Here is a 25,511-nt window from a genome sequence, read left to right on the forward strand (position 1 = left end):
AGTTCGACCGCACTTCTAACGACCCTGTGGCGCGGCCGTGCTCAGCGCAGGCCGATGCGCGAGGCGTGCCAGCGCAGCACCGCGGCACGCGCCGGATCGGACGCTTCGATGCGGTTGGCGCGCGTCTGCAGCGCACGCATTTCTTCGACCTCGCTGATGATCTTGCCTGGGCTCAGCAACGCCTGAACGAGCACGCTTGCTTCTTCTGCAAGCGCCTTGAGCGCGCCAGCCAAGCCACTGCCGAATGTGCTCGCGCCGGACGACCGGTCAAGGGTGGACATAAGGGAACTCCTGGATCTGGTGAGTGGGATGACCCCGCTATTCTAGGGTTTACCCGAATGCACCCTGGAGCGCAAGAAATGGGCACCGCAGGCACCAGGAGTGGGCCGCTCGCGTCCTGCTCGCGCAGCTCGTCCAACCACACGGCGCGGGCTAACCCCAAGACAAAATCTTTGAAAAGTTGACCATGGTCAAGCAAGCGAAGTTCTTCCCGCGCGCACCATCGGCCCTGTTCGCATCTCGGCTCAGATCCACTAAAAAAAGAGCGCACCTTACACAGGAGACAACATGATGAAGAACTTCTTTTCGCGCACCCGCGCTTGTCGGGCAAAAGTCTTCACCGCGGCCATGTTGGCACTCGCGGTTGCGACACCAGCCTTCGCATGGGAGCCCACCAAACCGGTGGAGTTCGTGATTCCCGCGGGGACCGGCGGAGGCGCCGACCAGATGGGCCGGCTGCTGCAGGGCATCGTCATCAAGTACAAGCTGATGAAGGAGCCGCTGATCGTGGTCAACAAGTCGGGCGGCGCGGGCGCCGAGGGCTTCCTGGCGATCAAGGAAGCCAAGGGCGATCCGCACAAGATCGTCATCTCGCTCTCCAACCTGTTCACCACGCCGATGGCCACGGGCGTGCCTTTCAACTGGAAAGACATGACGCCTGTTGCGATGCTGGCGCTCGACCAGTTCGTGCTGTGGACCAACGCCGAGCAGCCGTACAAGAACGCTTCGGAGTACGTCGCAGCGGCCAAGGCAGCCGGCCCGAACAAGTTCAAGATGGCTGGCACCGGCTCCAAGCAGGAAGATCAGATCATCACGGTGGCGCTCGAAAAAGCCACCGGCACCAAGTTCATCTACGTACCGTTCAAGGGCGGCGGCGAGGTGGCGGTGCAGCTGGTGGGCGGCCATGTGAATTCCACCGTCAACAACCCGATCGAGGCCGTGGCCCAGTGGCGCGCGGGCAAGCTGCGCGCGCTGTGCGTGTTCGACGACGAGCGCATGCCGTTCAAGGCCAAGGTCACCGAGACGCAGTCGTGGAACGACATTCCCACCTGCAAGGAAGCCGGCGTCCCGACCAAGTACACCATGCTGCGCGGCATCTTCATGCCCCCCGGCGTCACGCCCGAACAGCGTGCGTTCTACGTCGACCTGCTGACCAAGATCGCGGCCACGCCGGACTGGAAGGAATACATGGAGAAGGGCGCGTTCAACCCGACGTTCATGACGGGCGACCCCTTCACCAAGTGGCTTACCGAAGCGGAAGCCACGCACCGCACGCTGATGAGCGAAGCGGGTTTCCTGGCGAGCAGCAAATAGCCATCGAGCGCCCTGCAGCGCTGCTTCATGCCTGAACAGGCTGCGGCCCGGATGGGCGGCGGGCGGGCGGAGCGCTGCGCTCTCGTTTTCTTTCACGGCACATAGACACGAACGATGAGGACTCCATGGAGCACGACGAGATTTCCGATGGCGCGCCGCGCAGGGGCGTAGCGACCAACCTGGTCGAAGCGGTGGTTGCGCTGGTCCTGGTGGTGATAGGGCTGGTGGTGATCTACGAGAGCCAGAGGCTGGGCTCCGGCTGGACCAGCGACGGCCCCGGTGCGGGGTACTTCCCCTTCTACATCGGCGTGATCATCACAATTTCAGGTGCCGGCATCCTGTACCAGGCTTTGCTGGGCAAGGACAAGAAGACCGAGGTCTTCGTCGACTCGGTGCAGCTGAAACGCGTGCTGTCGGTTCTGCTGCCGGCCAGCGTGTATGTGCTCGCAATTTCCTTGCTCGGCCTGTACGTGGCTTCGGCGATCTACATCGCGCTGTTCATGGTGTTCCTGGGCAAGTACTCGTGGGTGAAGAGCGTCATCGCGGCGCTGGCGGTGAACACGGTTTTCTTCTTCATGTTCGAGGTGTGGTTCAAGGTGCCGCTGTTCAAAGGCGCACTCGACCCCCTTCGTTTTCTCGGCTACTGAATCTCACGGAGCAAACGCGAAATGGAAGAAATCAGTGCCCTGATGCAGGGCTTCTCGGTGATCCTCACGCCCATGAACATCGGTTTGATGTTCGTCGGCATCATCCTGGGGGTACTGATTGGCGTGCTCCCCGGTTTGGGCGGCGCCAATGGCGTGGCCATTCTGCTGCCCCTCACGTTCACGATGTCGCCCACCTCGGCGATCATCATGCTGTCGTGCATCTACTGGGGGGCGCTGTTCGGCGGGGCCATCACCTCCATTCTGTTCAACATCCCGGGCGAGCCCTGGTCGGTGGCCACCACCTTCGACGGCTACCCGATGGCGCAGCAGGGCAACGCGGGCGCCGCGCTGACCACGGCCTTCACCTCGTCGTTCGTCGGCGCGCTGCTGGCGGTGATCATGATCACCTTCCTTGCGCCGCTGGTGGCCAAGTTCGCGCTGAAATTCGGCTCTCCCGAATTCTTTGCGGTGTACCTGCTGACCTTCTGCAGCTTCGTGGGCATGGGCAAGGGGTCTCCGTTCAAGATCCTGGCCTCGATGGCGCTCGGCTTCGCATTGGCCAGCGTGGGCATGGACACGGTCACCGGCCAGTTGCGGCTCACGTTCGGCCAGTCCGAACTGATGCGCGGCTTCGACTTCCTGATCGCGGTCATCGGCCTGTTCGGCATCGGCGAAATCCTGCTGTCGATGGAAGAGGGCCTGAAGTTCTCGGGCAAGACAGCGAAGATCGATCCCAAGGTGGTGCTGCAGACCTGGAAGCAACTGCCGCAGTACTGGGTGACCTCGCTGCGCAGTTCGCTGATCGGTATCTGGATGGGCATCACGCCCGGCGGCGCCACGCCGGCTTCGTTCATGGCCTACGGCCTCGCCAAGAAGATGTCGAAGCGCGGTTCCAAGTTCGGCACCGGCCAGATGGAAGGCGTCGTGGCGCCCGAAACCGCGGCGCACGCGGCCGGCACCAGCGCGCTGCTGCCGATGCTGGCGCTCGGCATTCCGGGTTCTCCCACCGCCGCGGTGCTGCTGGGCGGCCTGCTGATCTGGGGCCTGCAGCCCGGACCGCTGCTGTTCGTCGAGCAGAAGGACTTCGTCTGGGGCCTGATCGCCAGCATGTACCTGGGCAACATCGTCGGCCTCATCGTCGTGCTGAGCACGGTGCCGCTGTTCGCTTCGATCCTGCGCATCCCGTTCTCGATCATCGCGCCGGTGATCATCGTGATCTGCGCCATCGGCGCCTACACGGTGCACAACGCGATGCTCGACATCTGGTTCATGCTCGGCTTCGGCGTGGTGGGCTACCTGTTCAAGAAGCTCGACTTTCCGCTCGCGCCGCTGGTGCTGGCGCTGGTGCTCGGGGACAAGGCCGAAGACTCGTTCCGCCAGGCCATGCTGGTCTCGCAGGGCGACGTGATGATCATGTTCTCGAACCCGCTGGTCGGCGGCATCACCACGCTGGCGCTGGTGCTGCTGTTCTGGCCGCTGATTTCCAAGGCGCTGGCGCTCGTCAAGCCGAAGAAGCACGACGAGTTTGCCGTCGAACGGCCGGTGGACTGAGCGGAGAACGACAACATGCCAGTGATTGCACTCACCCAGGAGATGGGTTCCCTTGCGAAGGACGTGTCGCAGCGCCTCGCCGAGCAGCTCGGCCTCGAGCTCATGCGGCACGAGACGATCGAGCGCGTGGCCGACCGCATGCAGGTGCCGACCAGTTTCATCGGCCGCCTGCGCGACGGCAAGGCCGGTTTCGTCGAGCGGCTCACGGCCGACAAGCGCAGCCTTGCGCTCTACACGGCCGAGGAGCTCTTCGCGCTGGCCGACCGCGGCAACGTGGTGCTGCGCGGCTGGGGCGCGACCTGCCTGCTGCGGCCGGTGCCGCACGTGGTGTGCGTGCGCATCACGCGCTCGATGAAAAAGCGCGTCGAATGGCTGATGACGCACCTGGAGACCGACGATGCCGAGTTCGCCGAAGCCGAGATCCGGCGCAGCGACGACGCGCACGCGGCGCGCATGCATGCGCAGTTCGGCGTGACCTGGGGCGACCCGGTGCTCTACGACCTGGTGCTCAACACCGACCGCCTCTCGGTGGACAGCTGCGTGGCGCAGATCCGCGCGCTGGTGGAACGTCCGGAGTTCGCGGAGACACCCGCCTCTCGCGCGCTCCTGGCCAACATGGCGCTCGCGGCGCGGGTGAAGTCGGCGCTGAAGGACAACGAGGCAACCGGCGACATCCGCGTGACCGTCGAGGCCGACCAGGGCAAGGTCACGCTGCGCGGCATCGTGCTGAACGCGGAGGAGCGCGCTCTCACGGAGGCCGTAGCCTCCAGGGTCGACGGCGTGAGCGGCGTCGACAACGCGCTGCGCCTGATGAGCGTACCGCGCCGCTTCGCCTCGTCGAAGCAAACTTGAGTACGGCGCCTGCCTAGATCTTTCCGCGTTTTCGGAGCCGGCTCAGGGTTTCCGCGGAGAGATTGAGGTACGACGCGAGCTCCTTGCTGGGGATGCGGTCTTCCAGCTCGGGGTGCTTGCGCATGAACCGGTGCACGCGGCCCGGCGCGTCGAGCAAGTGCAGCGTGATCGTGTGCGCCATGATTTCGCTCATGCCGCGCATCACGCAGTACTCGAACAGCTCCTTGGTGTCGGGGTGGCGGTTCAAGAACGCGATCCACTCCTTCAGCGGCAGGCTGGCCACCCGGGCCTTGGTGACGCACACGATGCCGTAGGGCGTGGGCGTGCCCAGCCGCAGCGCCGCGTAGCTGGTTTCCATGTCGTGCGCATCGGCGAAGCGAAGGATCATTTCCTTGCCCTCGGGGTTGCTCACCACCCGCTTGAGGATGCCGTCGAGGATGAAGTACTGCTCCATCTCGCGCACGCCCTGGTGCAGCAGAAAGTCGCCCTTGTTGCCGTCCACGATGACGAGATGGGTTTCCAGTTCGGCGCGTTCGCTCTCGCTCAGGTCCTTGAGAAGGATGTTCTGCCGGAGCTGCGCGCGAATGATGTTTTTCTCCGGGTGGTTTTCCAACAACGTCATGGGTCCCGTCTTGCTCGAATTCGCAACAACAACATCTGGTTCGTCTGGCCGGTGCCGTTTTCCGGAAAGTTGACCGAGGTCAACGCCTGAAAGCATGCCCCCGAATCATAGTCCCGGCTCGGGCCTCGGCCATTCACCCAAGCAAGAAGGAGAGACATGTCTTCAGTAAGAACGGACAAAGAGGCATCCACCACCCTGGACGACGCCCTCAAGCCCAAGAACAGGGCTGCAGACGGCGACGCGGTCGTGCTCGCACTCAAGCAACCCACGGAGGAGGCGGCATCGGCGCAGGACGCGACGATCGACGGTTTCCACCTGGTCATCGATGCGCTGAAGCTGAACGACATCGACACGATCTTCGGCCTGCCGGGCATCCCCATCACCGACCTGACGCGCATGGCCCAGGCAGAGGGCCTGCGCGTCATCTCGTTCCGCCACGAGCAGCATGCGGGCAACGCCGCGGCCGCCGCCGGCTTTCTCACGCAGAAGCCGGGCATCTGCCTCACGGTGTCGGCGCCAGGCTTCCTGAACGGCCTCACCGCGCTGGCCAATGCCACCACCAACTGCTTCCCGATGATTCTCATCAGCGGCTCGAGCGAGCGCGAGATCGTCGACCTGCAGCAGGGCGACTACGAAGAGATGGACCAGCTCGCGATCGCCAAGCCGCTGTGCAAGGCCGCCTTCCGCGTGCTGCATGCCGAAGACATCGGCGTGGGCATTGCACGTGCCATTCGCTCGGCGCTGTCGGGCCGCCCGGGCGGCGTGTACCTCGACCTGCCGGCCAAGCTGTTCGCGCAGACGATGGACGCCGAAGCCGGCCGCCGGTCGCTGATCAAGGTGGTCGATCCGGCACCGCGCCAGATTCCGGCGCCTGACGCAGTCAATCGCGCACTCGACCTGCTTAAGGGCGCGAAGAAGCCGCTGATCCTGCTCGGCAAGGGCGCAGCCTACGCGCAGGCCGACGCCGACATTCGCGCATTGATCGAGAAGACCGGCATTCCCTACCTGCCGATGTCGATGGCGAAGGGCCTGTTGCCCGACACGCATGCGCAATCGGCCGCGGCCGCGCGCTCGTACGTGCTGCAGGAAGCCGACGTGGTGATGCTGGTCGGCGCGCGCCTGAACTGGCTGCTCTCGCACGGCAAGGGCAAGACCTGGGGCCAGGAGAAGGGCGCCAAGCAGTTCATCCAGATCGACATCGCGCCGACCGAGATCGACAGCAACGTGGCCATTGCCGCGCCGGTGATCGGCGACATCGGCTCCTGCGTGGCGGCGCTGCTCGCGGGCGTCGATGCCAAGTGGGTCAAGCCGCCGGCCGAATGGACCGGCGCCATTGCCGAGCGCAAGGACAAGAACCTCTCGAAGATGGCCGTGACGCTGGCCGCACGCCCGTCGCCGATGAACTTTCACAGCGCGCTGAGCGTGATCCGCGACCAGGTGAAGGCACGGCCCGACGCCATCGTGGTGAACGAAGGCGCCAACACGCTCGACTTCGCGCGCAGCATCGTCGACATGTACGAGCCGCGCAAGCGCCTCGACGTGGGCACCTGGGGAATCATGGGCATCGGCATGGGCTTTGCCGTGGCGGCCGCGGTGGTCACCGACAAGCCGGTGATCGCCATCGAGGGCGACAGCGCCTTCGGCTTCAGCGGCATGGAGGTGGAAACCATCTGCCGCTACAACCTGCCGATCTGCATCATCGTGTTCAACAACAACGGCGTCTACCGCGGCACCGACGTGAACGCGAGCGGCACGCCCGACGTGGCGCCCACCGTGTTCGTGAAGAACGCGCGCTACGACAAGCTGATGGAGGCCTTCGGCGGCGTGGGCGTCAACGCGACCACCGCGGATGAATTGCAGGCGGCACTGGCCGAAGCCGTGGCTTCGCGCCGGCCGACCCTCATCAATGCCGTCATCGACGAGACCGCCGGAACGGAAAGCGGCCGGATCACCAGCCTCAATCCGAGCACGGCGAAGAAGAAGTAAATCTGTCCATTCAATCAGGAGAACGCAGCATGAGCAGCAACAACAAACCCCTCAACGGCATCAAGATCATCGACTTCACGCACGTGCAAGCCGGTCCGGCCTGCACGCAGATGCTGGCCTGGTTCGGCGCCGACGTCATCAAGGTCGAGCGTCCGGGTGCCGGCGACGTCACGCGCAGCCAACTGCGCGACATTCCGAACGTCGACGCGCTGTACTTCACCATGCTCAACAGCAACAAGCGCTCGATCACGCTGGACACCAAGAAGCCCGAGGGCAAGGCGGTGCTGGAAAAGCTGATCCGCGAATCCGACGTGCTGGTGGAAAACTTCGGCCCCGGCGCACTCGACCGCATGGGCTTTACCTGGGCACGCATCCAGGAACTGAACCCCAAGATGATCGTCGCCTCGGTCAAGGGCTTCAGCGACGGCCATCACTACGAAGACCTGAAGGTGTACGAGAACGTGGCGCAGTGCGCCGGCGGCGCTGCTTCCACCACCGGCTGGTGGAAGGGTGAAAACTCGGTTCCGACAATCTCGGCGGCCGCGCTGGGCGACTCCAACACCGGCATGCACCTGGCGATCGGCATTCTCACGGCCATCATCGGCCGCCAGCAGACCGGCAAGGGCCAGAAGGTGGCCTGCTCGATGCAGGACGCCGTCCTCAACCTGTGCCGCGTGAAGATGCGCGACCAGCAGCGCCTGGACAACGTCGGCTACTTGGAGGAATACCCGCAGTATCCGCACGACATGGACGCCTTCAAGGACAAGGTGGTGCCGCGCGGCGGCAATGCCGGCGGCGGCGGCCAGCCGGGCTGGATCCTGAAGTGCAAGGGCTGGCAGACCGACCCCAATGCCTACATCTACTTCACCGTGCAGGGCCATGCCTGGGACCCGATCTGCGACGCGCTCGGCAAGCCCGAGTGGAAGACCGATCCCGACTACATGACCCCGAAGGCCCGCCAGCCGCACATCGACCAGATCTTCGCGACCATCGAGGACTTCATCAAGGACAAGACCAAGTTCGAGGCCGTGGACATCTTCCGCAAGCATGACATTCCCTGCGCCCCGGTGCTGTCGATGAAGGAACTGCTGCACGACGAGTCGCTGCGCAAGAGCGGCTCCATCGTCGAAGTCCCGCACAAGGAGCGCGGCAGCTACTGGACCATCGGCAGCCCGATCAAGTTCTCTGACCTCAAGCCCGAGGTCACCGCTTCGCCGCTGCTGGGCGAGCACACCGACGAGGTGCTGGCGGAACTGGGCTACAGCAAGCAAGAGATCGACAATCTCAAGGAAGCAAAAGCCGTGTAGCGGCTCCCCCGGCTTTGCCCGCTTGAAAAAGGCGGGCGAAGCCGGGAAATCGACATGAAGCGCCAGAGGTAAACATGCAAGCGAACGTTGATTTCAAGCAGCTCGTCGAAGGCGCCGGCGACGCGATCATGGTGTGCGACGCGAAAGGGGCGATCACGTTCTGGAACCGCGCCGCCGAGCGCATCTTCGGCTTCACCGAAGCCGAGGCGCTGGGCCAGTCGCTCGACATGATCATTCCCCAGCGGCAGCGCCAGCGCCACTGGGACGGCTACCAAAAGACCATGGAAACCGGCATCACCAAGTACGGTGCCGATCTGCTGCGCGTACCGGCGCTGCACAAGGACGGACACACGCTGTCGATCGCCTTCACGGTGTCGATGCTGTTCTCCGAGAGTCGTGAAGTCACGGGCATCGTCGCCATCGTGCGAGACGAAACCGCCCGTTTCGCCGAAGAGCGTAAATTGCGCGCTCGTCTGCAAGAAGCAGAGGCCACGATCAAAGGAGACAGCTGATGAGCAAGGCACTAGCGGGTGTTCGCATTCTCGATTTCACCCATGTTCAGTCCGGCCCCACCTGCACCCAGCTGCTGGCGTGGTTCGGCGCCGACGTGATCAAGGTGGAGCGCGCCGGAGAGGGCGACGCCACGCGCGGCCAGCTGCGCGACATTCCCGGTGTGGACAGCCTCTACTTCACGATGCTGAACCACAACAAGCGCTCGATCACGCTCGACACCAAGAAGCCCAAGGGCAAGAAGGTGCTCGACACGCTGATCAAGACCTGCGACGTGCTGGTCGAGAACTTCGCGCCCGGCGCGCTCGACCGCATGGGCATTACCTGGGCCCATATCCAGGAGCTCAATCCGCGCATGATCGTGGCGTCGGTCAAGGGCTTCGGTCCCGGCAAGTACGAGCATTGCAAGGTGTACGAGAACGTGGCGCAGTGCGCGGGCGGCGCGGCCTCGACCACCGGCTTCGAGGACGGCCCGCCGGTCGTCACGGGCGCGCAGATCGGCGACAGCGGCACCGGCCTTCACTTGGCGCTGGGCATCGTGGCGGCGCTCTACCAGCGCAACAGCACGGGCCGCGGCCAGCAGGTGCTCGCGCCCATGCAGGACGCGGTGCTGAACCTGTGCCGCGTGAAGATGCGCGATCAGCAGCGGCTCGAGCGCACCGGCACCATGCACGAATACCCGCAGTACCCCGACGGCAAGTTCGGCGACGCGGTGCCGCGCGCGGGCAATGCCTCGGGCGGCGGCCAGCCGGGCTCCATTCTCAAGTGCAAGGGCTGGGAGACCGACCCCAACGCCTACATCTACTTCATCACGCAGGGGGCGGTGTGGCCGGCGGTGTGCAAGGTCATCGGCGAAGAAGGCTGGATCACCGACGAGGCCTACGCCACGCCGGCGGCGCGCCTCTTGCACCTGAAGCCGATCTTCGCGCGCATCGAGCAATGGACCATGACCAAGACCAAGTTCGAAGCCATGGACATCCTCAACCAGTACGACATTCCGTGCGGGCCGATTCTTTCGATGAAGGAAATCGCCGCCGACGAGTCGCTGCGAGAGACCGGCACCATCGTCGAAGTCGACCACCCGACGCGGGGCAAATACCTGACGGTGGGCAACCCGATCAAGATGTCCGACAGCCCGACCGAGGTCACGCGCTCGCCGCTGCTCGGCGAGCACACCGAAGAAGTGCTGATGCAGTTGGGCTACACCGCTGGCGACGTGGAATCGCTGCGCGCCGAAGGCGTGATCTGAGCTGAAGCGCCATTGAGGGCTCAAGGAACCGCGGGTGGTGAATGCATCCGCAGCGGTAATTCACGGCCATTTATGTATAACTTATCGTGAATGCATTCAATAAAATAGTTTAACTATTATTTATCGATCATAGGATCTACATTTTGATCATGCCGACCCGCAAACAATTTGCCGAACGGCGTTCAATTTCTAGGAGAAATTTCATGATCGATGAATTGCCGATTCAATACTGGAGCAGCGAAACCGAGCGCAATGCGTACAACGCGGCGTTCTACGAACTGGGCTTTCGCTGGCACTGGGACCGTGAAATCTATTGCCAGCTGCTTCGCCAGAGCCAGGACGGTATCGAGCGTGTCTGCCACTACCTCAGTAACCACCAGCCGCATCTTCTGCGTGCCTACGACGCCAAATCCCTGGCCGAGGTGATCGAGCAGAAGAAGGAAGAGCACCAAAAACGCGAATTGGGCAACGGGACCATGAAGAAGCGCTATTTCAATTGGGCCGAAAGCCGCGGCGCGGAACTCGGCGCCTGAATTGCCATGAATATCCACGAATACCAGGGCAAGGACGTATTGCGCAAATACGGCGTGCCCACGCCTCGTGGATATGCGTGCTTTTCGCCCGACGAAGCGGCCGATGCCGCCGCGCGGCTCGGCGGCCGGGCATGGGTGGTCAAGGCGCAGATCCACGCCGGCGGCCGCGGCAAGGGCAGCGGTGTGCGGCTCGCATGGTCGGGGGCCGAAGTGCGGCGCCATGCCGGCGAACTGTTGGGCATGACCCTTCGAACCCACCAGACCGGCCCCGACGGCCGCCTGGTGAAGCGGCTGCTGGTCGAGGAAAGCGTGGAGATCGAAAAAGAGTTCTACCTCGGCATGTCGATCGACCGCGATTCGCGGCGCGTGGCCCTGATGGCCTCGAGCGAAGGCGGCATCGACATCGAGGACGTTGCCGCGCGCACGCCCGAAAAAATCCGCAAGCTCTTTATCGATCCGGCCACCGGCGTGAAGGCGGCGGAGGCAGACGGCATTGCGCGCGACATCGGATTTTCGGGCAAGTCGCTCTTGCAGGTGCGCACGCTGGTGCAGAACCTGTATCAGGCCTTTGACGCCTGCGACGCTTCGCTGGCCGAGATCAATCCGCTGGCGCTGACGCGCGACGGCCGTGTCATGGCGCTGGACGCCAAGTTCAACTTCGATCCGAACGCGCTCTTCCGCCAGCCCGAGATCGTGGCAATGCGCGATCTCGACGAGGAAGACCCGGCCGAGATCGAGGCCTCGAAGTTCGATCTCTCCTACATTGCGCTCGGTGGCGACATCGGCTGCCTGGTGAACGGCGCCGGGCTGGCGATGGCCACGATGGACGCGATCAAGCTGTACGGCGGGTCGCCCGCCAACTTCCTCGACGTCGGCGGTGGCGCCACGGCGGAGAAGGTGACCGAGGCTTTCAAGCTGATGCTGCGCAACCCGAATCTGCGCGCCATCCTGGTCAACATCTTCGGCGGCATCATGAAGTGCGACGTGATCGCGCGGGGCATCATCGCCGCGGCGCGCGAGGTCGAGCTGTCAGTGCCGGTCGTGGTGCGCATGAAGGGCACCAACGAGAGCCTGGGCAAGACCATCCTCGGGCAGTCGGGCCTGAAGGTCATCACCGCCAGCGACATGGCCGACGCGGCCCAGACGGTCGTGGCTGCGGCTCGACGGGGGGCTCGATGAAAACTTGCTCTTCGATTCGTCGCGTTGTGCGTTCAGGGTGCGCTCCCGCTGATGGGGTACCTTGCTCCGCGAATGTCCCCCGGCCTGCGGCCTCCTCCTTTATTTCGCTGCGCAAGGCACCCCATCAGCGGGACCGTTGTACAGAGCGGTCGTTGATCGCACGGAACAAGCGCAGCGCCCGGTGTGCACAGGGCATCGGGTGCTCCCCGCAGCGAAATCAAGGAGGAGGGCGAAGCCCGGGGGACATTCGCGGAGGGGAGTACCCGGTGGCCTTTGCACAAGCCCTGAACAGCAGCGCCAAGAAAAGCCGCGCCAAGAACAAGACCCGGAGAGCTGACATGTCGATTTTGGTCAACAAGCACACCCGCGTCATCACCCAAGGCATCACCGGAAAAACCGGGCAGTTCCACACCGCCATGTGCCGCGACTACGGCAACGGCCAGAAATGCTTTGTCGCCGGTGTGAACCCCAACAAGGCGGGCAAGTCCTTCGACGGCATTCCAGTGTTCGGCACGGTGAAGGAAGCCAAGGCAGAGACCGGCGCCACCGTGTCGGTCATCTACGTGCCGCCGCCGTTCGCAGCTGCCGCCATCGACGAGGCCGTCGATGCGGGGCTCGACCTGGTCGTGTGCATCACCGAAGGCATCCCCGTGCGCGACATGATCCGCACCCGCCATCGCATGGAAGGCAGCAAGACGCTGCTGCTCGGTCCCAACTGCCCGGGCCTCATCACGCCTGACGAAATCAAGATCGGCATCATGCCCGGCCACATCCACCAGAAAGGCCGCATCGGCGTGGTCTCGCGCTCCGGCACGCTCACCTACGAGGCCGCGAGCCAGCTTGCGAGCTTCGGCATCGGGCAGTCGACCGTCGTGGGCATCGGCGGCGATCCGGTCGGCGGGTTGCGGCACATCGACGTGCTGAAGATGTTCAACGACGATCCGCGCACCGACGCCGTGATCATGGTCGGCGAAATCGGCGGCAACGACGAAGAGATTTGCGCGCGCTGGATCCGGGACCACATGCAGAAGCCCGTGGTCGGCTTCATTGCCGGTGCCAGCGCACCGCCGGGCAAGCGCATGGGCCATGCGGGTGCCATCGTCTCCGGGGGCAACGGAACCGCACAGGGAAAACTGGCGGTGATGAAGGAGTGCGGCATTCACGTGACCGACAACCCCGCCGAGATGGGAAAGCTGCTTGCGTCGCTCGTCGTCCCGGACTACCTGCCCTTCGACTGAGCTCCAAAAAACACTCCAACAGAAATCAAGGAACGCGACATGCAACAACAGCAGCAGCAACAACGGTGGGTCCGTTTCGAACACGGCGGCGAAACGGCCTTCGGCACGCTCGAAGGCGATGCCGTGCACGAGCACCGCGGCAACATGTTCGAACGCCCGGAGCCGACAGGCCGCGTGTTCCTGCTCTCGGGCGTGCGGCTCCTCACGCCCACCGAGCCGACCAAGGTCATTGCGCTGTGGAACAACTTCCATGCGCTCGGCGAAAAGCTCAAGCTGCCGGTGCCCGCGGAGCCGCTCTACCTGCTGAAGGCGCCCAACTCCTACCTTGCGCCCGGCGCGGGCATCCGCAAGCCGCTGTGCGACGGAAAGGTGGTGTTCGAGGGTGAGCTCGGCATCGTCATCGGCAAGACCTGCACCGCGGTGCCCGAGGCGGAGGCGCTCGGCCACGTGTTCGGCTACACCTGCGCCAACGACGTGACGGTCGCCGACATATTGAACCGCGATGCGTCGTTCGCCCAGTGGGTGCGCGCCAAGGGCTTCGACACCTTCTGCCCGATGGGCCCAGTGGTGGCCACCGGCCTCGACCCCGCCACGCTGACCGTGACCACGCTGCTCGACGGCGAGGTGCGGCAGAACTATCCGATCAGCGACATGCGCTTTTCGGTCCAGCAACTCGTAAGCCTGATCTCCCTCGACATGACGCTGCATCCCGGCGACGTGATCCTGTGCGGCACGTCCATCGGCGTCGGCTCGATGAAGCCTGGCAGCCTGGTCGAGGTCGAGATCGGCGGCATCGGCAGGCTCGGCAACCGCTTCGGCTGAGGCCTGTCTGCCCGCGCGCGCGCAAAGAATCAACAACTTGGGGATCGACATGAAGATAGCAGTCATCGGAGCGGGCGCCATCGGCGGCCTGGTGGGCGCAAAGCTCGCCCTGGCCGGCGAGGACGTGACGTTCATCGTGCGCGGAAAGAACCTCGACGCCATTGCCACCAACGGCTTCAAGCTCATCGGAGCCGACGGCACCGAGCAGGTGGCGCTCAACGCCAAAGCGACCGACCGCTACGACCAGGCGGGGCCGCAGGACATCGTGGTGCTGGCGATGAAGGCGCACCAGGTCGAGGCCGTGGCGAACGACGTTCCCAAGCTGTTCGGGCCCGAGACCGTCGTGGTCACGATGCAGAACGGCATCCCGTTCTGGTACTTCCACGGCCACGGCGGCGCGCTCGCGGGCACGCCGGTGCGCAGCGTCGATCCCACCGGCCTGGTGGCCGCGAAGATTCCGGCCGAGCGCGTCATCGGCTGCGTGGTGTACCCGGCGTCCGAGCTCATCGCGCCGGGCGTGGTGAAGCACATCGAGGGCGACCGTTTTCCGGTCGGCGAACTCGACGGCTCTTCGAGCGAGCGCGTGAACCGCGTCTCGGCCTGCTTCACTGCGGCCGGCTTCAAGGCGCCGGTGCTCGACAACATCCGCGCCGAAATCTGGCTCAAGCTCTGGGGCAACCTGACCTTCAACCCGATCAGCAGCCTGTCGCATTCGACACTCGTCGACATCTGCCAGTACCCGCCTTCGCGCGCGCTGGCCGCGTCGATGATGGAAGAGGCGCAGGCCGTGGCCCACAAGCTGGGCATCGAGTTCCGCGTGACGCTCGACAAGCGCATTGCCGGCGCTGAAAAAGTCGGCAAGCACAAGACCTCGATGCTGCAGGACGTGGAAGCCGGGCGCGCGCCGGAGATCGATGCGCTGGTGGGCGCCGTGGTCGAACTGGCCCGGCTCACCGACACCCCGACGCCGCACATCGACACCGTGTATTCCCTCGTCAAGCTGCTGGCGCGTACGATGGAAGAACAGCGCGGCCGGGTTTGCCTTCACGAAATGGCGGACTAGCGCCACTGGGGCTGGGCGATTTTGCGCAGCCCGTGTGCGCTGTGATCAATGAAATGGAACGGATGATGCGACGTACACGCAGCGCGAAGATCGTGGCCACACTGGGCCCTGCCACCACCGACGAACCGGCCATCCGTGCCCTGTTCGAGCGCGGCGTGGATGTGTTCCGGCTCAACTTCAGTCACGGCACGCAGCACGACCACGCGCGCCGCCTCGACACCATCCGGCGGCTCGAGAAAGAGTTCGGCCGGCCCATCGGCGTACTGCTCGACCTGCAGGGGCCGAAGCTGCGGCTCGGTACTTTCGAAGGCGGCCGCGCGCAGCTCGATGCGGGGTCGCGCTTTCGCCTCGACATGGACGCCACGAGCGGCAATGCACGCCGCGCACCGCTGTTGCATCCGGAAATCTTCGCGGCGCTGCAGGTGGGCACCGATCTGCTGCTCGACGACGGCAAGCTGCGGCTGCGCGTCGACAGTTACGGCGCCGACTTCGCAGAAACTACGGTGCTCGTCGGCGGGCCCATCTCCGACCGCAAGGGCGTGAATGTGCCGAGCGTGGTGCTGCCGATTTCGCCGCTCACGCCGAAAGACCTCGACGACCTGGCCTGCGGCCTGGCGATGGGCGTGGACTGGGTCGCGCTTTCCTTCGTGCAGCGCCCCGAGGACATCGAAGAGGCGCGCGCCATCATCGGCACCCGCGCGTGGATCATGGCCAAGCTCGAGAAGCCCGCGGCCATCGACCACCTGGATGCCATCGTCGATTTGTGCGACGGCGTCATGGTTGCGCGCGGCGACCTCGGCGTGGAGCTGCCGCCCGAGCGCGTGCCCGAATTGCAGCGCCTGATCGTGCGTGCCTGCCGCAAGCGCGGCAAGCCGGTGGTCGTGGCCACGCAAATGCTCGAATCGATGATTGCCGCACCGGTGCCCACGCGCGCCGAGGTGTCCGACGTTGCCACCGCCATCTACGACGGCGTGGATGCGGTCATGCTGTCGGCCGAATCGGCCTCCGGAAAGTATCCGCTGGAGGCCGTTTCCATGATGGAGCGGATCATCTCGCGCGTGGAATCCGATGCGTCCTACCGCATCGGCATCGACGCCACGCACGAAGCGTCCTTGTCGACCACGGCCGACGCGGTCTGCGCTTCGATGCGGCAGGTGGCTGCGCTGCTGGCGCCCGCCGCCACCGTCACCTACACCTCCTCGGGCTTCACGAGCCTGCGCGCCGCGCGGGAGCGGCCCGCGGTTTCCATCCTGGGGCTGACACCCGACATCGCCACCGCGCGCCGCATGGCGATGGTGTGGGGCGTGCATGCGGTGCTGGTCGACGACGTGCACGACGTGGCCGAGATGATCGAGTGCGCCTGCCGTGTCGCATGCACCGAAGGCTTCGCGAGCACCGGCAGCGACGTGGTGGTGGTGGCGGGCCTTCCTTTCGGGCTTTCGGGAACGACCAACCTGCTGCACGTCGCGCGCATACCCTAGGCCCTTTTCGAGAGAGGCTCGGCGCGCCGCAAGATGCCTCCCCGCTCGCAGCAGCAGCAATCCTTTTCCGAATGAAGCACGCGACCCTGCGCCAGTTGAAAGTCTTCGAAGCGGTGGCGCGCTTGCTGAGCTTCTCGCGCGCGGCGGAAGAGCTTCACCTGACGCAGCCGGCTGTTTCCACGCAGGTGCGCAAGCTCGAAGAGCACGCGGGCAACGCGCTGTTCGAGCAGTTCGGCAAGAAGATCTACCTGACACCGGCCGGTACCGAGCTGCTGCAGATCAGCCGCGCGATCATCCAGCAGTTCGAGGCGGCCGAGAACGCAATGCTGCAGTTCAACGGCGTCTCGGGCGGCAAGCTCAACGTGGGCGTGATCAGCGCGGGCGACTACTTCTTTCCGCGCCTCCTGGTGGAGTTCGCGAGCCGGCATCGCGGCGTGACGCTGAACTTCACCGTGCACAACCGCGAAGGGCTCATGACCCACATCGCGGAGAACCTCACCGATCTCGCGATCATGGTGCGGCCGCCGACCGACCTGGACACCGTCAACCAGCCCTTTGCGCCGCACCCTTATGTGATCGTCGCGGCGCCCAACCATCCGCTGGTGGGCGCGCCGAAAATCCCCTTGGCCCGGCTGATGCGCGAGCCTTTCGTGGTGCGCGAGAAAGCCTCGGACACCTGGCATTCGATGGAAGAGGGCTTCGGCGGCGACCTCCGCGGCATCAACATCGCGATGGAAATCCGCAGCACCGAAACCATCAAGCAGGCAGTCATCGCGGGCATGGGCGTGAGCTTCGTGTCGGCCCACACCATCAGCCAGGAGCTGCGCGCCGGCAGCCTGCGCGTGCTCGATGTGCAGGGCTTTCCGCTGATGCTCCACTGGTACGTGGTGCATCGGCGCAGCAAGCGCCTGCCGCCGGTGGCGCAGGCCTTCAAGGACTTTCTGCTCGCCGACGGGGCGGGGCTCATCTCGCAGATCGTGCCCTTCGGCAATTCCAATGAAAAAGAGCGCGGCGAGTAGCTCGCGCGCGCTCTTCGTGGAGAGTGAATCCGGCGTGGCGACTCAACGCTGCACGGCCGCCGAACGGCGTTGCATCAGCGCGGCGCGTGCGGCCTTGTAGAAAATCACGATGGGCATGGCGGAGAACAGCTCGCGCATTGCGTTGTTGGCGGTCGACGACGAGGAAGGGGTACGCAGGGCGCTGGAATTCAAGGTGGCGTGGCTCATTGGCGGCTCCAAAGGTTGAATCGAAAAGACTGAAGGGATTACCCTCGATTTTAGGGTTTACCCTAGACGGGCGCAAACGCCATTTTTGCGTTTCTTGACCTAGGTCAATTTTTTCCGCCGCAGACGGGTTCTGGCATCCGCCGGCTGCTGGAGCCCTTCGGGAGGAGTTCGAGCGAGCGCGCAACGCGCATCGCACCTCACGAAGGCCGTCGCACGGACCATCGAAAGTTCGCGCGAAGAGCGCCGAATTTCTTCTTTGCAATACCGTGTCTTCGCATTTGCGCAATGCACATCGCATGCAGCGCAAGGTGTGCATGCATTGCCGCGTGTTTCGAGCGGTATCCATTCACGCAAGTGCGCGCGCATCGAGGCTTGGTGCGAGGGATACCACGGGGCTTCGGCGTGAGCGCGATTCGCGTGAACTTGACGGAGGTCAAGAGTTTTTGAGCCGCTCGGTCCGACAGTCATTCACGCGCGGAAACTGGTGCTCCCAACGCCGTTTCAGCGATGTCAAAGAAGCCTCGTCGACTGTCGATACGCATCGATTGCTCGACTGATTGCTCCCTGTTCGCAGCCTGTCGGATTCAACGAAAACACTTAGGACAAACTCCATGACTCGGCCCACCTCCACGATCGCAGGTTCCAACCCCGCGATGTACCCCCCGTCCGAAACCTATGGCGCCAGCGCGACCCGATCCGAGGCCTATCGATGGGGCCAGTTGCTGATCGGCATCGTGTGCATGGCGATGATCGCCAACCTGCAGTACGGATGGACGCTCTTCGTCAATCCGATTGCCGAGAAGCACGGCTGGAGCCGCGCCGCGATCCAGGTGGCCTTCACGATCTTCGTGCTCACCGAAACCTGGCTGGTGCCCATCGAAGGCTACCTGGTCGACCGCTTCGGTCCGCGTCCCGTGGTGCTGGTGGGCGGCGTGCTGTGCGGCCTCGGCTGGGTGCTCAACTCGGTGGCCGACACGCTGCCGTTGCTGTACATCGCAGCGGCCATCGGCGGCATCGGTGCAGGTGCGGTCTACGGCACTTGCGTGGGCAACGCGCTCAAGTGGTTTCCCGATCGCCGCGGGCTTGCCGCGGGCATGACCGCCGCAGGCTTTGGCGCCGGCTCGGCCCTCACGATCATTCCGATCTCCGCGATGATCAAGTCGAGCGGCTATGAATCGGCATTTCTGTATTTTGGCATCGGGCAGGGACTCATCGTGTTCCTGCTCGCATGGATGCTGACCCGCGCGCCGAGCCACTCCAAGGCCTCGAACAGCCGCAACGTGCAGCAATCGCAGCGCGACTACGCACCCTCCGAAGTGCTGCGCTCGCCGGTTTTCTGGGTGATGTATGCGATGTTCGTGATGGTGGCTGCGGGCGGGCTGATGGCCACGGCCCAGCTCGCGCCGATTGCGCAAGACTTCAAGATCATGGACGTGCCGGTCAACATCATGGGCCTGGTGCTGCCGGCGCTGACCTTCGCACTCGCGATCGACCGCGTGCTCAACGGGCTCACGCGGCCCTTCTTCGGCTGGGTGTCCGACAAGATCGGGCGCGAGCAGACGATGTTCATCGCCTTCGCGCTCGAATCGGTGGGCATCCTGATGCTCTATCACTACGGCCACAACCCGATTCTCTTCGTCGTGCTCACGGGCATCGTGTTCTTTGCCTGGGGCGAGATCTACAGTCTTTTTCCATCGACCTGCGCCGACACCTTCGGCTCCAGGTACGCGGCCTCGAACGCCGGCATGCTGTACACCGCCAAGGGCACGGCCTCGCTGCTGGTGCCGCTCTCCAGCGTGCTCGCCGCCGCCACGGGCAGCTGGCAGGCCGTGTTCATTGCCGCCAGCGCGGTCAATGCGGCTGCGGCGCTGATGGCGTGGTTCGTTCTGCGGCCGATGCGGCGCAAGCACATCGAGCAGAGCCGGCTGTCGCCGTAAGCTGCGCCGCTCGCTTCTCGCGCTTCAGCGCAGACCGATGCGCGAGGCGCGCGAGCGCAGCGCTTCGGCCTGCGCCGGATCGGCGGCCTCGATGTTGTCCGCCGCAACTTGCAGCGTACGCATCTGCTCCACCTCGCCGATGATCTTGTTGGGGCTCAGCAGGGCCTCGGCGAGCATCAGGGTCTCGTCGAACAGTGCCTTGAGCGCATCGACAAGGCTTTCGGATGCGCTGGCATGGAAGGGCTGGCGAAGGGTAGGCATCGATCGACTCCTGGTTGCTGTTGAATGTCTTCATCTTCGGCCCGTGTTCGCATCAAGTAAAACGATATTAATTGCCAGTTAAGTGCAAAATTAATGCACTGAAACGGGATGCGGCATGGACATCAACCTGGCCCGGACTTTTCTCGAGATCGTGGAGACGCGCAGCTTCCAGCGTGCCGCAGAGCGGCTGCACGTAACGCAGACCTCGGTGAGCGCGCGCGTGCGCACGCTCGAAGAGCTGCTGGGCCGGCCGCTCTTCGTTCGCAACAAGGCGGGCGCGGCGCTCACCGCCGCCGGCGAGCAATTCCTGCCGCATGCGACCCTGCTGGTGCAGGTGTGGGAGCGCGCGCGCCACCAGGTCGCGGTGCCCGACGGAAGCCGCGCCGTGCTCGCCATCGGATGCGAGATCAGCCTGTGGGATCCGCTGCTGCTGCAATGGCTGCTCTGGATGCGCACCGCCGCGCCGCACCTGGCCCTTCGCACCGAGGTGGGCTTTCCGCACGACCTGCTCGACAAGGTAGCCGCGGGCGTGCTCGACATCGCCATCGCCTACGCGCCGCAGCAACGGCCGGGGCTGCGGGTGGAGTTGCTCATCGAAGAGAAGCTCGTCATGGTCACCACCGCAGAGCGCCCGCGCGTGCCGCGGCCTGCGGACTATGTGTATGTCGACTGGGGGCCGGAGTTCGCCGCGCAGCACGGCCTTGCGTTTCCCGAGCTCTCCAATGCCGCGGTGATGGCCGGGCTGGGGCCGCTCGGCCGCGAGTACCTGTTGGCCGCGGGAGGCACGGGCTACTTTCGGCACGACGTGGTCCGCAGCCACCTCGAATCGGGCCGGCTGCGCCGCGTGCCCGGCACGCCGGAGTTTCTCTACCCGGCCTATGCGGTGTACGCGGTGGGGGCGGACGCCGCCATCGTGGACCCCGCGCTCGCGGGCCTGAGGCAGGTCGTCAAGGCGAAGCCGGCGGACTAGGTTTCAGGTTGCCAGCGTGTGCCTCGCACGCGCCACGCGTTCTTCGTGCGACTGGAGCAGCGACTCGTAGTAAAGGCACAGCGGCATTGCGACGAACACCATGCCCGCCACGTAGACGATCAGGCCCATCAGCGGAAAGTCGTCTCCGCCCCAGTAGGGAATCGACGCCAGCACGGCGCCGGTTGCAACGGCTGCAATCACGCACTGCAATGCGTTGCGCAAGAACGTGGTTCGCGAGTACCCCGGGGGGTCGTACTTCTGACGGTCCAACCGGGAACACCCGCCCTTGTCTCCATCATCGTGCATCGTCGTTCCTTGTTTTGGAGGGCGCCGATGATTCTTATCCCGGGGTATTGCCGCGGTCAAGGCGGCAGACCCGGAAACCTCAGTCGTACTTCATCGTGTAGATCAGGTCGAGGCCGCTGGTCTGTCCGGCCTGTCCGCGCAACGTGAGCCGCTGCGTCAGGTCGTAGAAGATGAAGATCGTGCCGAAGGTGCCGCCCACGCTGCGCTCGTAGGTCAGGTAGAAATCCTTCGACAGCCGCTTGCCGAGCGTGACGGCCGACTCGCGCAGGTCGCCGCCGTTGCCGGGGCCTTTGAAGCCGAGCTCGTCGAGCCCGAAGCGGCTCGCCAGGCTGCCGCCGCTCGCGCCCTTGCTGACATGGCCGATCAACGCGAGCGCCGCTTGCTGCAGCAGCGCCGATTCGCCGCCGCTGGTGGCCGAGGCACGGCCCAGCACCACCCACGAAAGGGTTTCCGCATCCGACAGCGCCGGCTCGGAATAGAGCTTGACGCGCGGCGACTGCGCGGTGCCCGTGATCTGCACGCCCGCGCGCTGCGAGATGTTGGGCCGTATGGCCAAGATGTCGAGTGCGGGATTGTCGAAGGGCCCATTGAAGCGCGCGAGCCCGGTTTCCACATCGAGCTGCTGCCCATAGGCGCGGTACTGGCCCTTCACGGTCTTGACTTCGCCGGTGATGCTCGGCGGCGCATTGAGCCGGGTGCTTCGAATCTCGAGGTCGCCTTCGAGCCGCGTGGTGATGCCGCGCCCCTGCACCGCGAAGTCATCGCCCAGGTTGAAGTTCACGACGATGTCGGGCGGCTTCGCGGTCTGTGGCTTGGCGGCCTGCGCCTCGTTGCGCGCGGCATCGCGCTGGGCCTGCTCGGCCGCCTCGCGGTCCTTGGCGGCGGAGCGCACGACCACGTCGGAGCCGAGGCTGGGCGCGGTCTCGTCGGGCAGGATGATCACGGCACGGTCGGTCTTGAGCTTACCGCGCACGCTGAACTGGCCGCTGTCGAGCCGCGCCTGAAGATTGCCCGAGAGTGTGACCTGGCGATCTGTGCGCACCAGCACGCGCAGTGCGCGCAGGTCGGCTTGCAGCGCCATGCGAATGCCTGTGCCCGATGCACCCGATGCACCGGCCGCACCCCATCCGATGTCGCCGCGTGCCGAGAGTGAGCCGCCGCCGATGCCGGCTTCGCTCGCCACGGTGCTGCGGTTGCCGCTCTGGCCCGCAATGCGCGCTGTGCTGCCGGCGCCGCCCTGGAGCGTGAATTCATTGATCTCGACGCGCTCGCCCGTGAGCGTGGCGCGCAGGCGGCCATCGCGCAGGTCCAGCCCTTCGACCGGCGCGCGCAGTGCGAGCTTGTCGGCGCCGAGCCTGCCGGTCCAGCGTGGCGCCGCGCGGTTGCCTGCCAGGACGGCGTTCGCGTCCAGCGTGCCGGCCACGCGCCAGCCGGGCGGCGCGAGCATCGACCAGACCCCGAGGTTCGGCAGCGTGGCCTTGATGTTGCCGGCCAGCGGGGCATCGGCCGCCCATTGCCAGCCATTGGCGCGCTGCTGCATGCGCGTGTTGAGCTCGGCATTGATCTTGCCGGCGCGTTCGCTGTCCCAGGCCAGTGTGGCGCGCACGGCATCCCCCTGTGCATCGAGCCGCAGTTCGGCCTGGCGCAAGCCGGCGGGCGTGCTGGGCGCCTCCGCGCCCGCGGTCGCGGAGTTCATCGTGCGCTCGCTCGCCGTGCCGGTGCCGCGGCTCGTGATGCGCGTGACGAGGGCCGCTTCGCCGGCCTGCACGCGGATGTCGCCGCTCTGGCGCGCAAGCCGCGCATGGGCGCGCAGCGTGTCGCCGGCATCGATGTCCCAGTCGCCGTCGAACATCAGGTCGCCGCTCACGCCGATCTCATTGAAGGTGGTGCTGGCGCCGAAAGCTTCGGCCCATGCCATCGGAACGCCCTGCAGCTTGCCCTTCGATTGCACCCGGAAGGCTTGATTCGGCGCCACGCCGCTGCGCGTGAAACGCAGCGGCTGCCATTCGATGCGAACGGTGCCGGGCGCCGGTCCGCGCAGCGTGGCGGTGGCGGCCGAGGCTTCGAGATCGAGCCGGCTGGTGTTGCCGCTGCCGCTGGTCTTGATAGTGGCGGTGACTTCGCGCCCGAGCTCCAGTGTCCATGGCGCGGCGGCTGCACCGGCCGTTGCTGGCCGCGCGCTGTCCTGGGCCTGCAGGCGCAGGCTGGCAAGCGCCGCGCGCCATTGGCCGGGGCCCGCGAGGCCGCCGCTGGCGCGCGCATCGATGGCGAGCTTTTGCGTGCCGGTGGTGGCTTCGCCCTGCAACGCGAGCGTGGCCTGCGCAAGACTGCCAGCGAGTTCTGCGCGCAAGTCCTTCAGCGCAACCGTGGTCGCCGCCGCATTGCCGTTGGCCGCGGGCATGCGCAGGTCGAGGTGCGGCACGCCGAGCGTGGCCGTGAGGCTGGGTTCCGTGGTGCCGCGCGGGGCCGGTGCTCCGGGGTTTGCGAGTCGGCGCTGGAGGGTCTGCCAGCCGCCTTGCCAACTGGCGTCGAGCCGCGCCGAACCCTTGGCCGTGGTGCCCGCGAACACGCTCGACAGCTCGGGCAGGCCTTCGATCCAGCGCTGCACGGCGTCGGCATCGTCGATGCGCGCCTGGATGTCGCCACCCCCTTGCGCCGGCGCGATGTGGCCTTCGAGTTGCGCGCTGCCGCCGGGCAGCGTCAGGCCGAGCTTGCCGCTCGCAGCCTGTTCGGCCACGCGCAGCTGCAGCTTGCCTTCGACCTTCGCGCCTTCCGCTTCGAGGCGCAGGGTGCGCAGGTCCAGCACCTTGTCTTTCCACTGGCCCTGCGCAAGCACGCGGTCCAGGCCGAAGCCGGGCATGGCCTTGCTACCGGCACCGCCTTCGGCCCGTAGCGCGAGCTCGAAGCCGATGGCGTCCTCGCGCTGCCGCGCCGTGGCCGTGCCGCTGATGGGTGCACCTGAAAGCTCGCTGTGCAGCAGGCCGGCCCGCACGCCGCGCACCGTGGCCCGCACCTGCCATGGCGCAGGCGCGGGGCTCCAGCGGCCCTCTGCCTCGATGCGGCCGCCGCCCGTGCGCAGCGTGGCTTCGGGAATCGTCCAGTTCGTGCCGTCGAAGCCCACGCGCGCCTCGACCTGTTCGAGCGGCAGCGCGCCCTTGTCCCAGGGCCCGGGCACGGCGTTGCGGATGCTGGCCGAGGCCTGCCAGGCGGCCGGGCCGGCGGCCGCATCGGGCTGCACTTCGACCGTGCCGGTCAGCTGGGTTCGCGGTGCGCCGGGCCACAGGCTGGCGGCATCCACATTGCGAAGATCGGCGTTGGCGTCGATCACCGGCTGCGGCAGCCAGGGCGCGATGTTGGCTTGCAGCTTCGCTTCCATCGGGTCTTCGGCCGCGGGCTCGGCCGGCTTCAGCTCGGCGGCCACCTGCAGCCGCGCCTCGGTGCCGGCGAGCTTGCCCTTGATGGCCGCTGCAGCCAGCACCTCGATGCTGCGGCCTTCGGCGAGCGGTGCCTTCACGCGGCCGTTCAGCGCGGCATCGAGCGCCATGGGCGCGGGCCCTTGCAGCTTCACGCGTGCGCTGTAGTGGCCTTCGGCGATGTCGACGCCCTCGACCTCCAGTTGGTGCTCGGCGCCGGTGTAGCGGTAGCTGCCGGTGAGCTGGTTGGCTTGCAGCGCGGGCGGGCCGGTCCAGCGCAGCTCGTCGATGCGGAACGGCAGCTCGACCTCGATGGGCAGCGCGAGCTGTTCGAGCGGCTCGGTGGGCGTGTCGCTCGGCGGACCGCGCCGTTCGATGAGCAGCCGTGCCGCGTGCACCTCGCCGAGTTGCAGCTTGCGCTGGAACAGCGGCGCCAGCTGCCAGCCGATCTCGGCCCTGTGCACCTCGACCGCCAGTTTTTCGCTTTGCCAGCGCAGCCAGCCGATGCGCCCGCCCGTGCGCAGCGATCCCGTGACCTCGCGGCTTTCGAGCGTCTGGCCCGCGGGCAGGTAGCGCGCGGCCTTGGCAAGCGCGAACGCCAGCGACTGGTTGGAGCCGAGCCACCACCAGGCGCCCGCACCGAGCACGAGCACCAGCGCGAGCAGGCCCGCGGCAGTCCAGGCCAGCGCACGCAGCGCCCGGCGCGTGCGCGAGCGTCGTGCGCGCGGAGCGGCGTTGGACTGGGGTTCGGCGTCTGTCTGCATC

23 protein-coding genes are annotated in these 25,511 nt (G+C 65.7%); 17 read left to right on the forward strand and 6 right to left on the reverse strand.

All coding sequences use genetic code 11. From position 1 onward, the window contains the following. Window positions 1-41 precede the first annotated feature (41 nt). Complete coding sequence (locus QFZ42_RS00955; RefSeq protein WP_307699149.1) at window positions 42-281, reverse strand: hypothetical protein; 240 nt, start codon at window positions 279-281, stop codon at window positions 42-44. A gap of 286 nt (window positions 282-567) precedes the next feature. Between QFZ42_RS00955 and QFZ42_RS00960 the strand changes: the two genes are divergently transcribed. From QFZ42_RS00960 to QFZ42_RS00975, 4 genes are all read left to right on the forward strand, one after another. Next, a complete protein-coding gene (locus tag QFZ42_RS00960; RefSeq protein ID WP_307699150.1) occupies window positions 568-1,593 on the forward strand; it encodes a Bug family tripartite tricarboxylate transporter substrate binding protein in 1,026 nt (341 codons plus the stop codon). 125 nt (window positions 1,594-1,718) lie between these two features. Then, window positions 1,719-2,240 carry a tripartite tricarboxylate transporter TctB family protein gene (locus QFZ42_RS00965; protein ID WP_307699151.1) on the forward strand — a complete coding sequence of 174 codons (522 nt, stop codon included), beginning with the start codon at window positions 1,719-1,721 and terminating at the stop codon, window positions 2,238-2,240. A gap of 21 nt (window positions 2,241-2,261) precedes the next feature. After that, window positions 2,262-3,791 (forward strand): tripartite tricarboxylate transporter permease, encoded by a 1,530-nt coding sequence (locus QFZ42_RS00970; RefSeq protein WP_307699152.1) that lies wholly within the window; start codon window positions 2,262-2,264, stop codon window positions 3,789-3,791. Between the two features lie 15 nt (window positions 3,792-3,806). Next, a complete protein-coding gene (locus QFZ42_RS00975; protein WP_307699153.1) occupies window positions 3,807-4,643 on the forward strand; it encodes a cytidylate kinase family protein in 837 nt (278 codons plus the stop codon). Window positions 4,644-4,656: 13 nt separating this feature from the next. On the opposite strand, the gene QFZ42_RS00980 is transcribed toward QFZ42_RS00975, so the two are convergent. Then, on the reverse strand, window positions 4,657-5,265 hold the full coding sequence (locus tag QFZ42_RS00980; protein WP_307699154.1) for a Crp/Fnr family transcriptional regulator: 609 nt from the start codon (window positions 5,263-5,265) through the stop codon (window positions 4,657-4,659). Window positions 5,266-5,421: 156 nt separating this feature from the next. On the opposite strand from QFZ42_RS00980, the gene oxc reads away from it, so the two are divergent. The 11 genes from oxc (at window position 5,422) to QFZ42_RS01035 (ending at window position 17,652) form a co-directional block, all read left to right on the forward strand. Next, the gene (gene oxc / locus QFZ42_RS00985; protein WP_307699155.1) at window positions 5,422-7,251 is read left to right on the forward strand and encodes an oxalyl-CoA decarboxylase; all 1,830 of its coding nucleotides are present in this window, start codon (window positions 5,422-5,424) and stop codon (window positions 7,249-7,251) included. A 29-nt stretch (window positions 7,252-7,280) separates the two neighbouring features. After that, a complete protein-coding gene (frc, locus tag QFZ42_RS00990) occupies window positions 7,281-8,558 on the forward strand; it encodes a formyl-CoA transferase (RefSeq protein ID WP_307699156.1) in 1,278 nt (425 codons plus the stop codon). Between the two features lie 74 nt (window positions 8,559-8,632). Further along, complete coding sequence (locus tag QFZ42_RS00995) at window positions 8,633-9,070, forward strand: PAS domain-containing protein (protein WP_307699157.1); 438 nt, start codon at window positions 8,633-8,635, stop codon at window positions 9,068-9,070. Beyond that, a complete protein-coding gene (frc, locus tag QFZ42_RS01000) occupies window positions 9,070-10,317 on the forward strand; it encodes a formyl-CoA transferase (protein ID WP_307699158.1) in 1,248 nt (415 codons plus the stop codon). Before QFZ42_RS00995 ends, frc (QFZ42_RS01000) begins: the two co-directional genes overlap by 1 nt. 149 nt (window positions 10,318-10,466) lie before the next feature. Further along, window positions 10,467-10,850 carry a hypothetical protein gene (locus tag QFZ42_RS01005; RefSeq protein ID WP_307699159.1) on the forward strand — a complete coding sequence of 128 codons (384 nt, stop codon included), beginning with the start codon at window positions 10,467-10,469 and terminating at the stop codon, window positions 10,848-10,850. Window positions 10,851-10,856: 6 nt separating this feature from the next. Beyond that, a complete protein-coding gene (gene sucC, locus QFZ42_RS01010; RefSeq protein WP_307699160.1) occupies window positions 10,857-12,029 on the forward strand; it encodes an ADP-forming succinate--CoA ligase subunit beta in 1,173 nt (390 codons plus the stop codon). A 338-nt stretch (window positions 12,030-12,367) separates the two neighbouring features. Then, a complete protein-coding gene (gene sucD, locus QFZ42_RS01015; protein WP_307699161.1) occupies window positions 12,368-13,267 on the forward strand; it encodes a succinate--CoA ligase subunit alpha in 900 nt (299 codons plus the stop codon). A gap of 39 nt (window positions 13,268-13,306) precedes the next feature. After that, a complete protein-coding gene (locus QFZ42_RS01020) occupies window positions 13,307-14,089 on the forward strand; it encodes a fumarylacetoacetate hydrolase family protein (protein ID WP_307699162.1) in 783 nt (260 codons plus the stop codon). Window positions 14,090-14,138: 49 nt separating this feature from the next. Further along, window positions 14,139-15,152: a 2-dehydropantoate 2-reductase gene (locus QFZ42_RS01025; protein WP_307699163.1), complete on the forward strand. Its 1,014-nt coding sequence runs from the start codon at window positions 14,139-14,141 to the stop codon at window positions 15,150-15,152. A gap of 65 nt (window positions 15,153-15,217) precedes the next feature. After that, a complete protein-coding gene (gene pyk / locus QFZ42_RS01030) occupies window positions 15,218-16,633 on the forward strand; it encodes a pyruvate kinase (RefSeq protein ID WP_307704139.1) in 1,416 nt (471 codons plus the stop codon). A gap of 71 nt (window positions 16,634-16,704) precedes the next feature. After that, complete coding sequence (locus QFZ42_RS01035; RefSeq protein WP_307699164.1) at window positions 16,705-17,652, forward strand: LysR family transcriptional regulator; 948 nt, start codon at window positions 16,705-16,707, stop codon at window positions 17,650-17,652. A 42-nt stretch (window positions 17,653-17,694) separates the two neighbouring features. Here QFZ42_RS01035 and QFZ42_RS01040 read toward each other — a convergent pair whose 3' ends face one another. Next, on the reverse strand, window positions 17,695-17,859 hold the full coding sequence (locus QFZ42_RS01040; protein ID WP_307699165.1) for a hypothetical protein: 165 nt from the start codon (window positions 17,857-17,859) through the stop codon (window positions 17,695-17,697). 653 nt (window positions 17,860-18,512) lie between these two features. On the opposite strand from QFZ42_RS01040, the gene oxlT reads away from it, so the two are divergent. Next, window positions 18,513-19,796, forward strand: a complete 1,284-nt coding sequence (gene oxlT, locus QFZ42_RS01045) for an oxalate/formate MFS antiporter (RefSeq protein WP_373423375.1) — start codon at window positions 18,513-18,515, stop codon at window positions 19,794-19,796. A gap of 24 nt (window positions 19,797-19,820) precedes the next feature. On the opposite strand, the gene QFZ42_RS01050 is transcribed toward oxlT, so the two are convergent. Continuing rightward, a complete protein-coding gene (locus tag QFZ42_RS01050) occupies window positions 19,821-20,057 on the reverse strand; it encodes a hypothetical protein (protein ID WP_307699167.1) in 237 nt (78 codons plus the stop codon). A 115-nt stretch (window positions 20,058-20,172) separates the two neighbouring features. Here QFZ42_RS01050 and QFZ42_RS01055 point away from each other — a divergent pair, with 115 nt between their 5' ends. Then, on the forward strand, window positions 20,173-21,027 hold the full coding sequence (locus QFZ42_RS01055) for a LysR family transcriptional regulator (RefSeq protein ID WP_307699168.1): 855 nt from the start codon (window positions 20,173-20,175) through the stop codon (window positions 21,025-21,027). A gap of 3 nt (window positions 21,028-21,030) precedes the next feature. Here QFZ42_RS01055 and QFZ42_RS01060 read toward each other — a convergent pair whose 3' ends face one another. Next, window positions 21,031-21,249 (reverse strand): hypothetical protein, encoded by a 219-nt coding sequence (locus QFZ42_RS01060; RefSeq protein ID WP_307699169.1) that lies wholly within the window; start codon window positions 21,247-21,249, stop codon window positions 21,031-21,033. 163 nt (window positions 21,250-21,412) lie between these two features. After that, entirely contained in the window at window positions 21,413-25,510 is a 4,098-nt protein-coding gene (locus QFZ42_RS01065; RefSeq protein ID WP_307699170.1) for a translocation/assembly module TamB domain-containing protein, read from the reverse strand. Window position 25,511: the final 1 nt, after the last annotated feature.

The organism is Variovorax paradoxus (assembly GCF_030815855.1).
GTDB classification, from domain to species: Bacteria; Pseudomonadota; Gammaproteobacteria; order Burkholderiales; family Burkholderiaceae_C; genus Variovorax; species Variovorax paradoxus_M.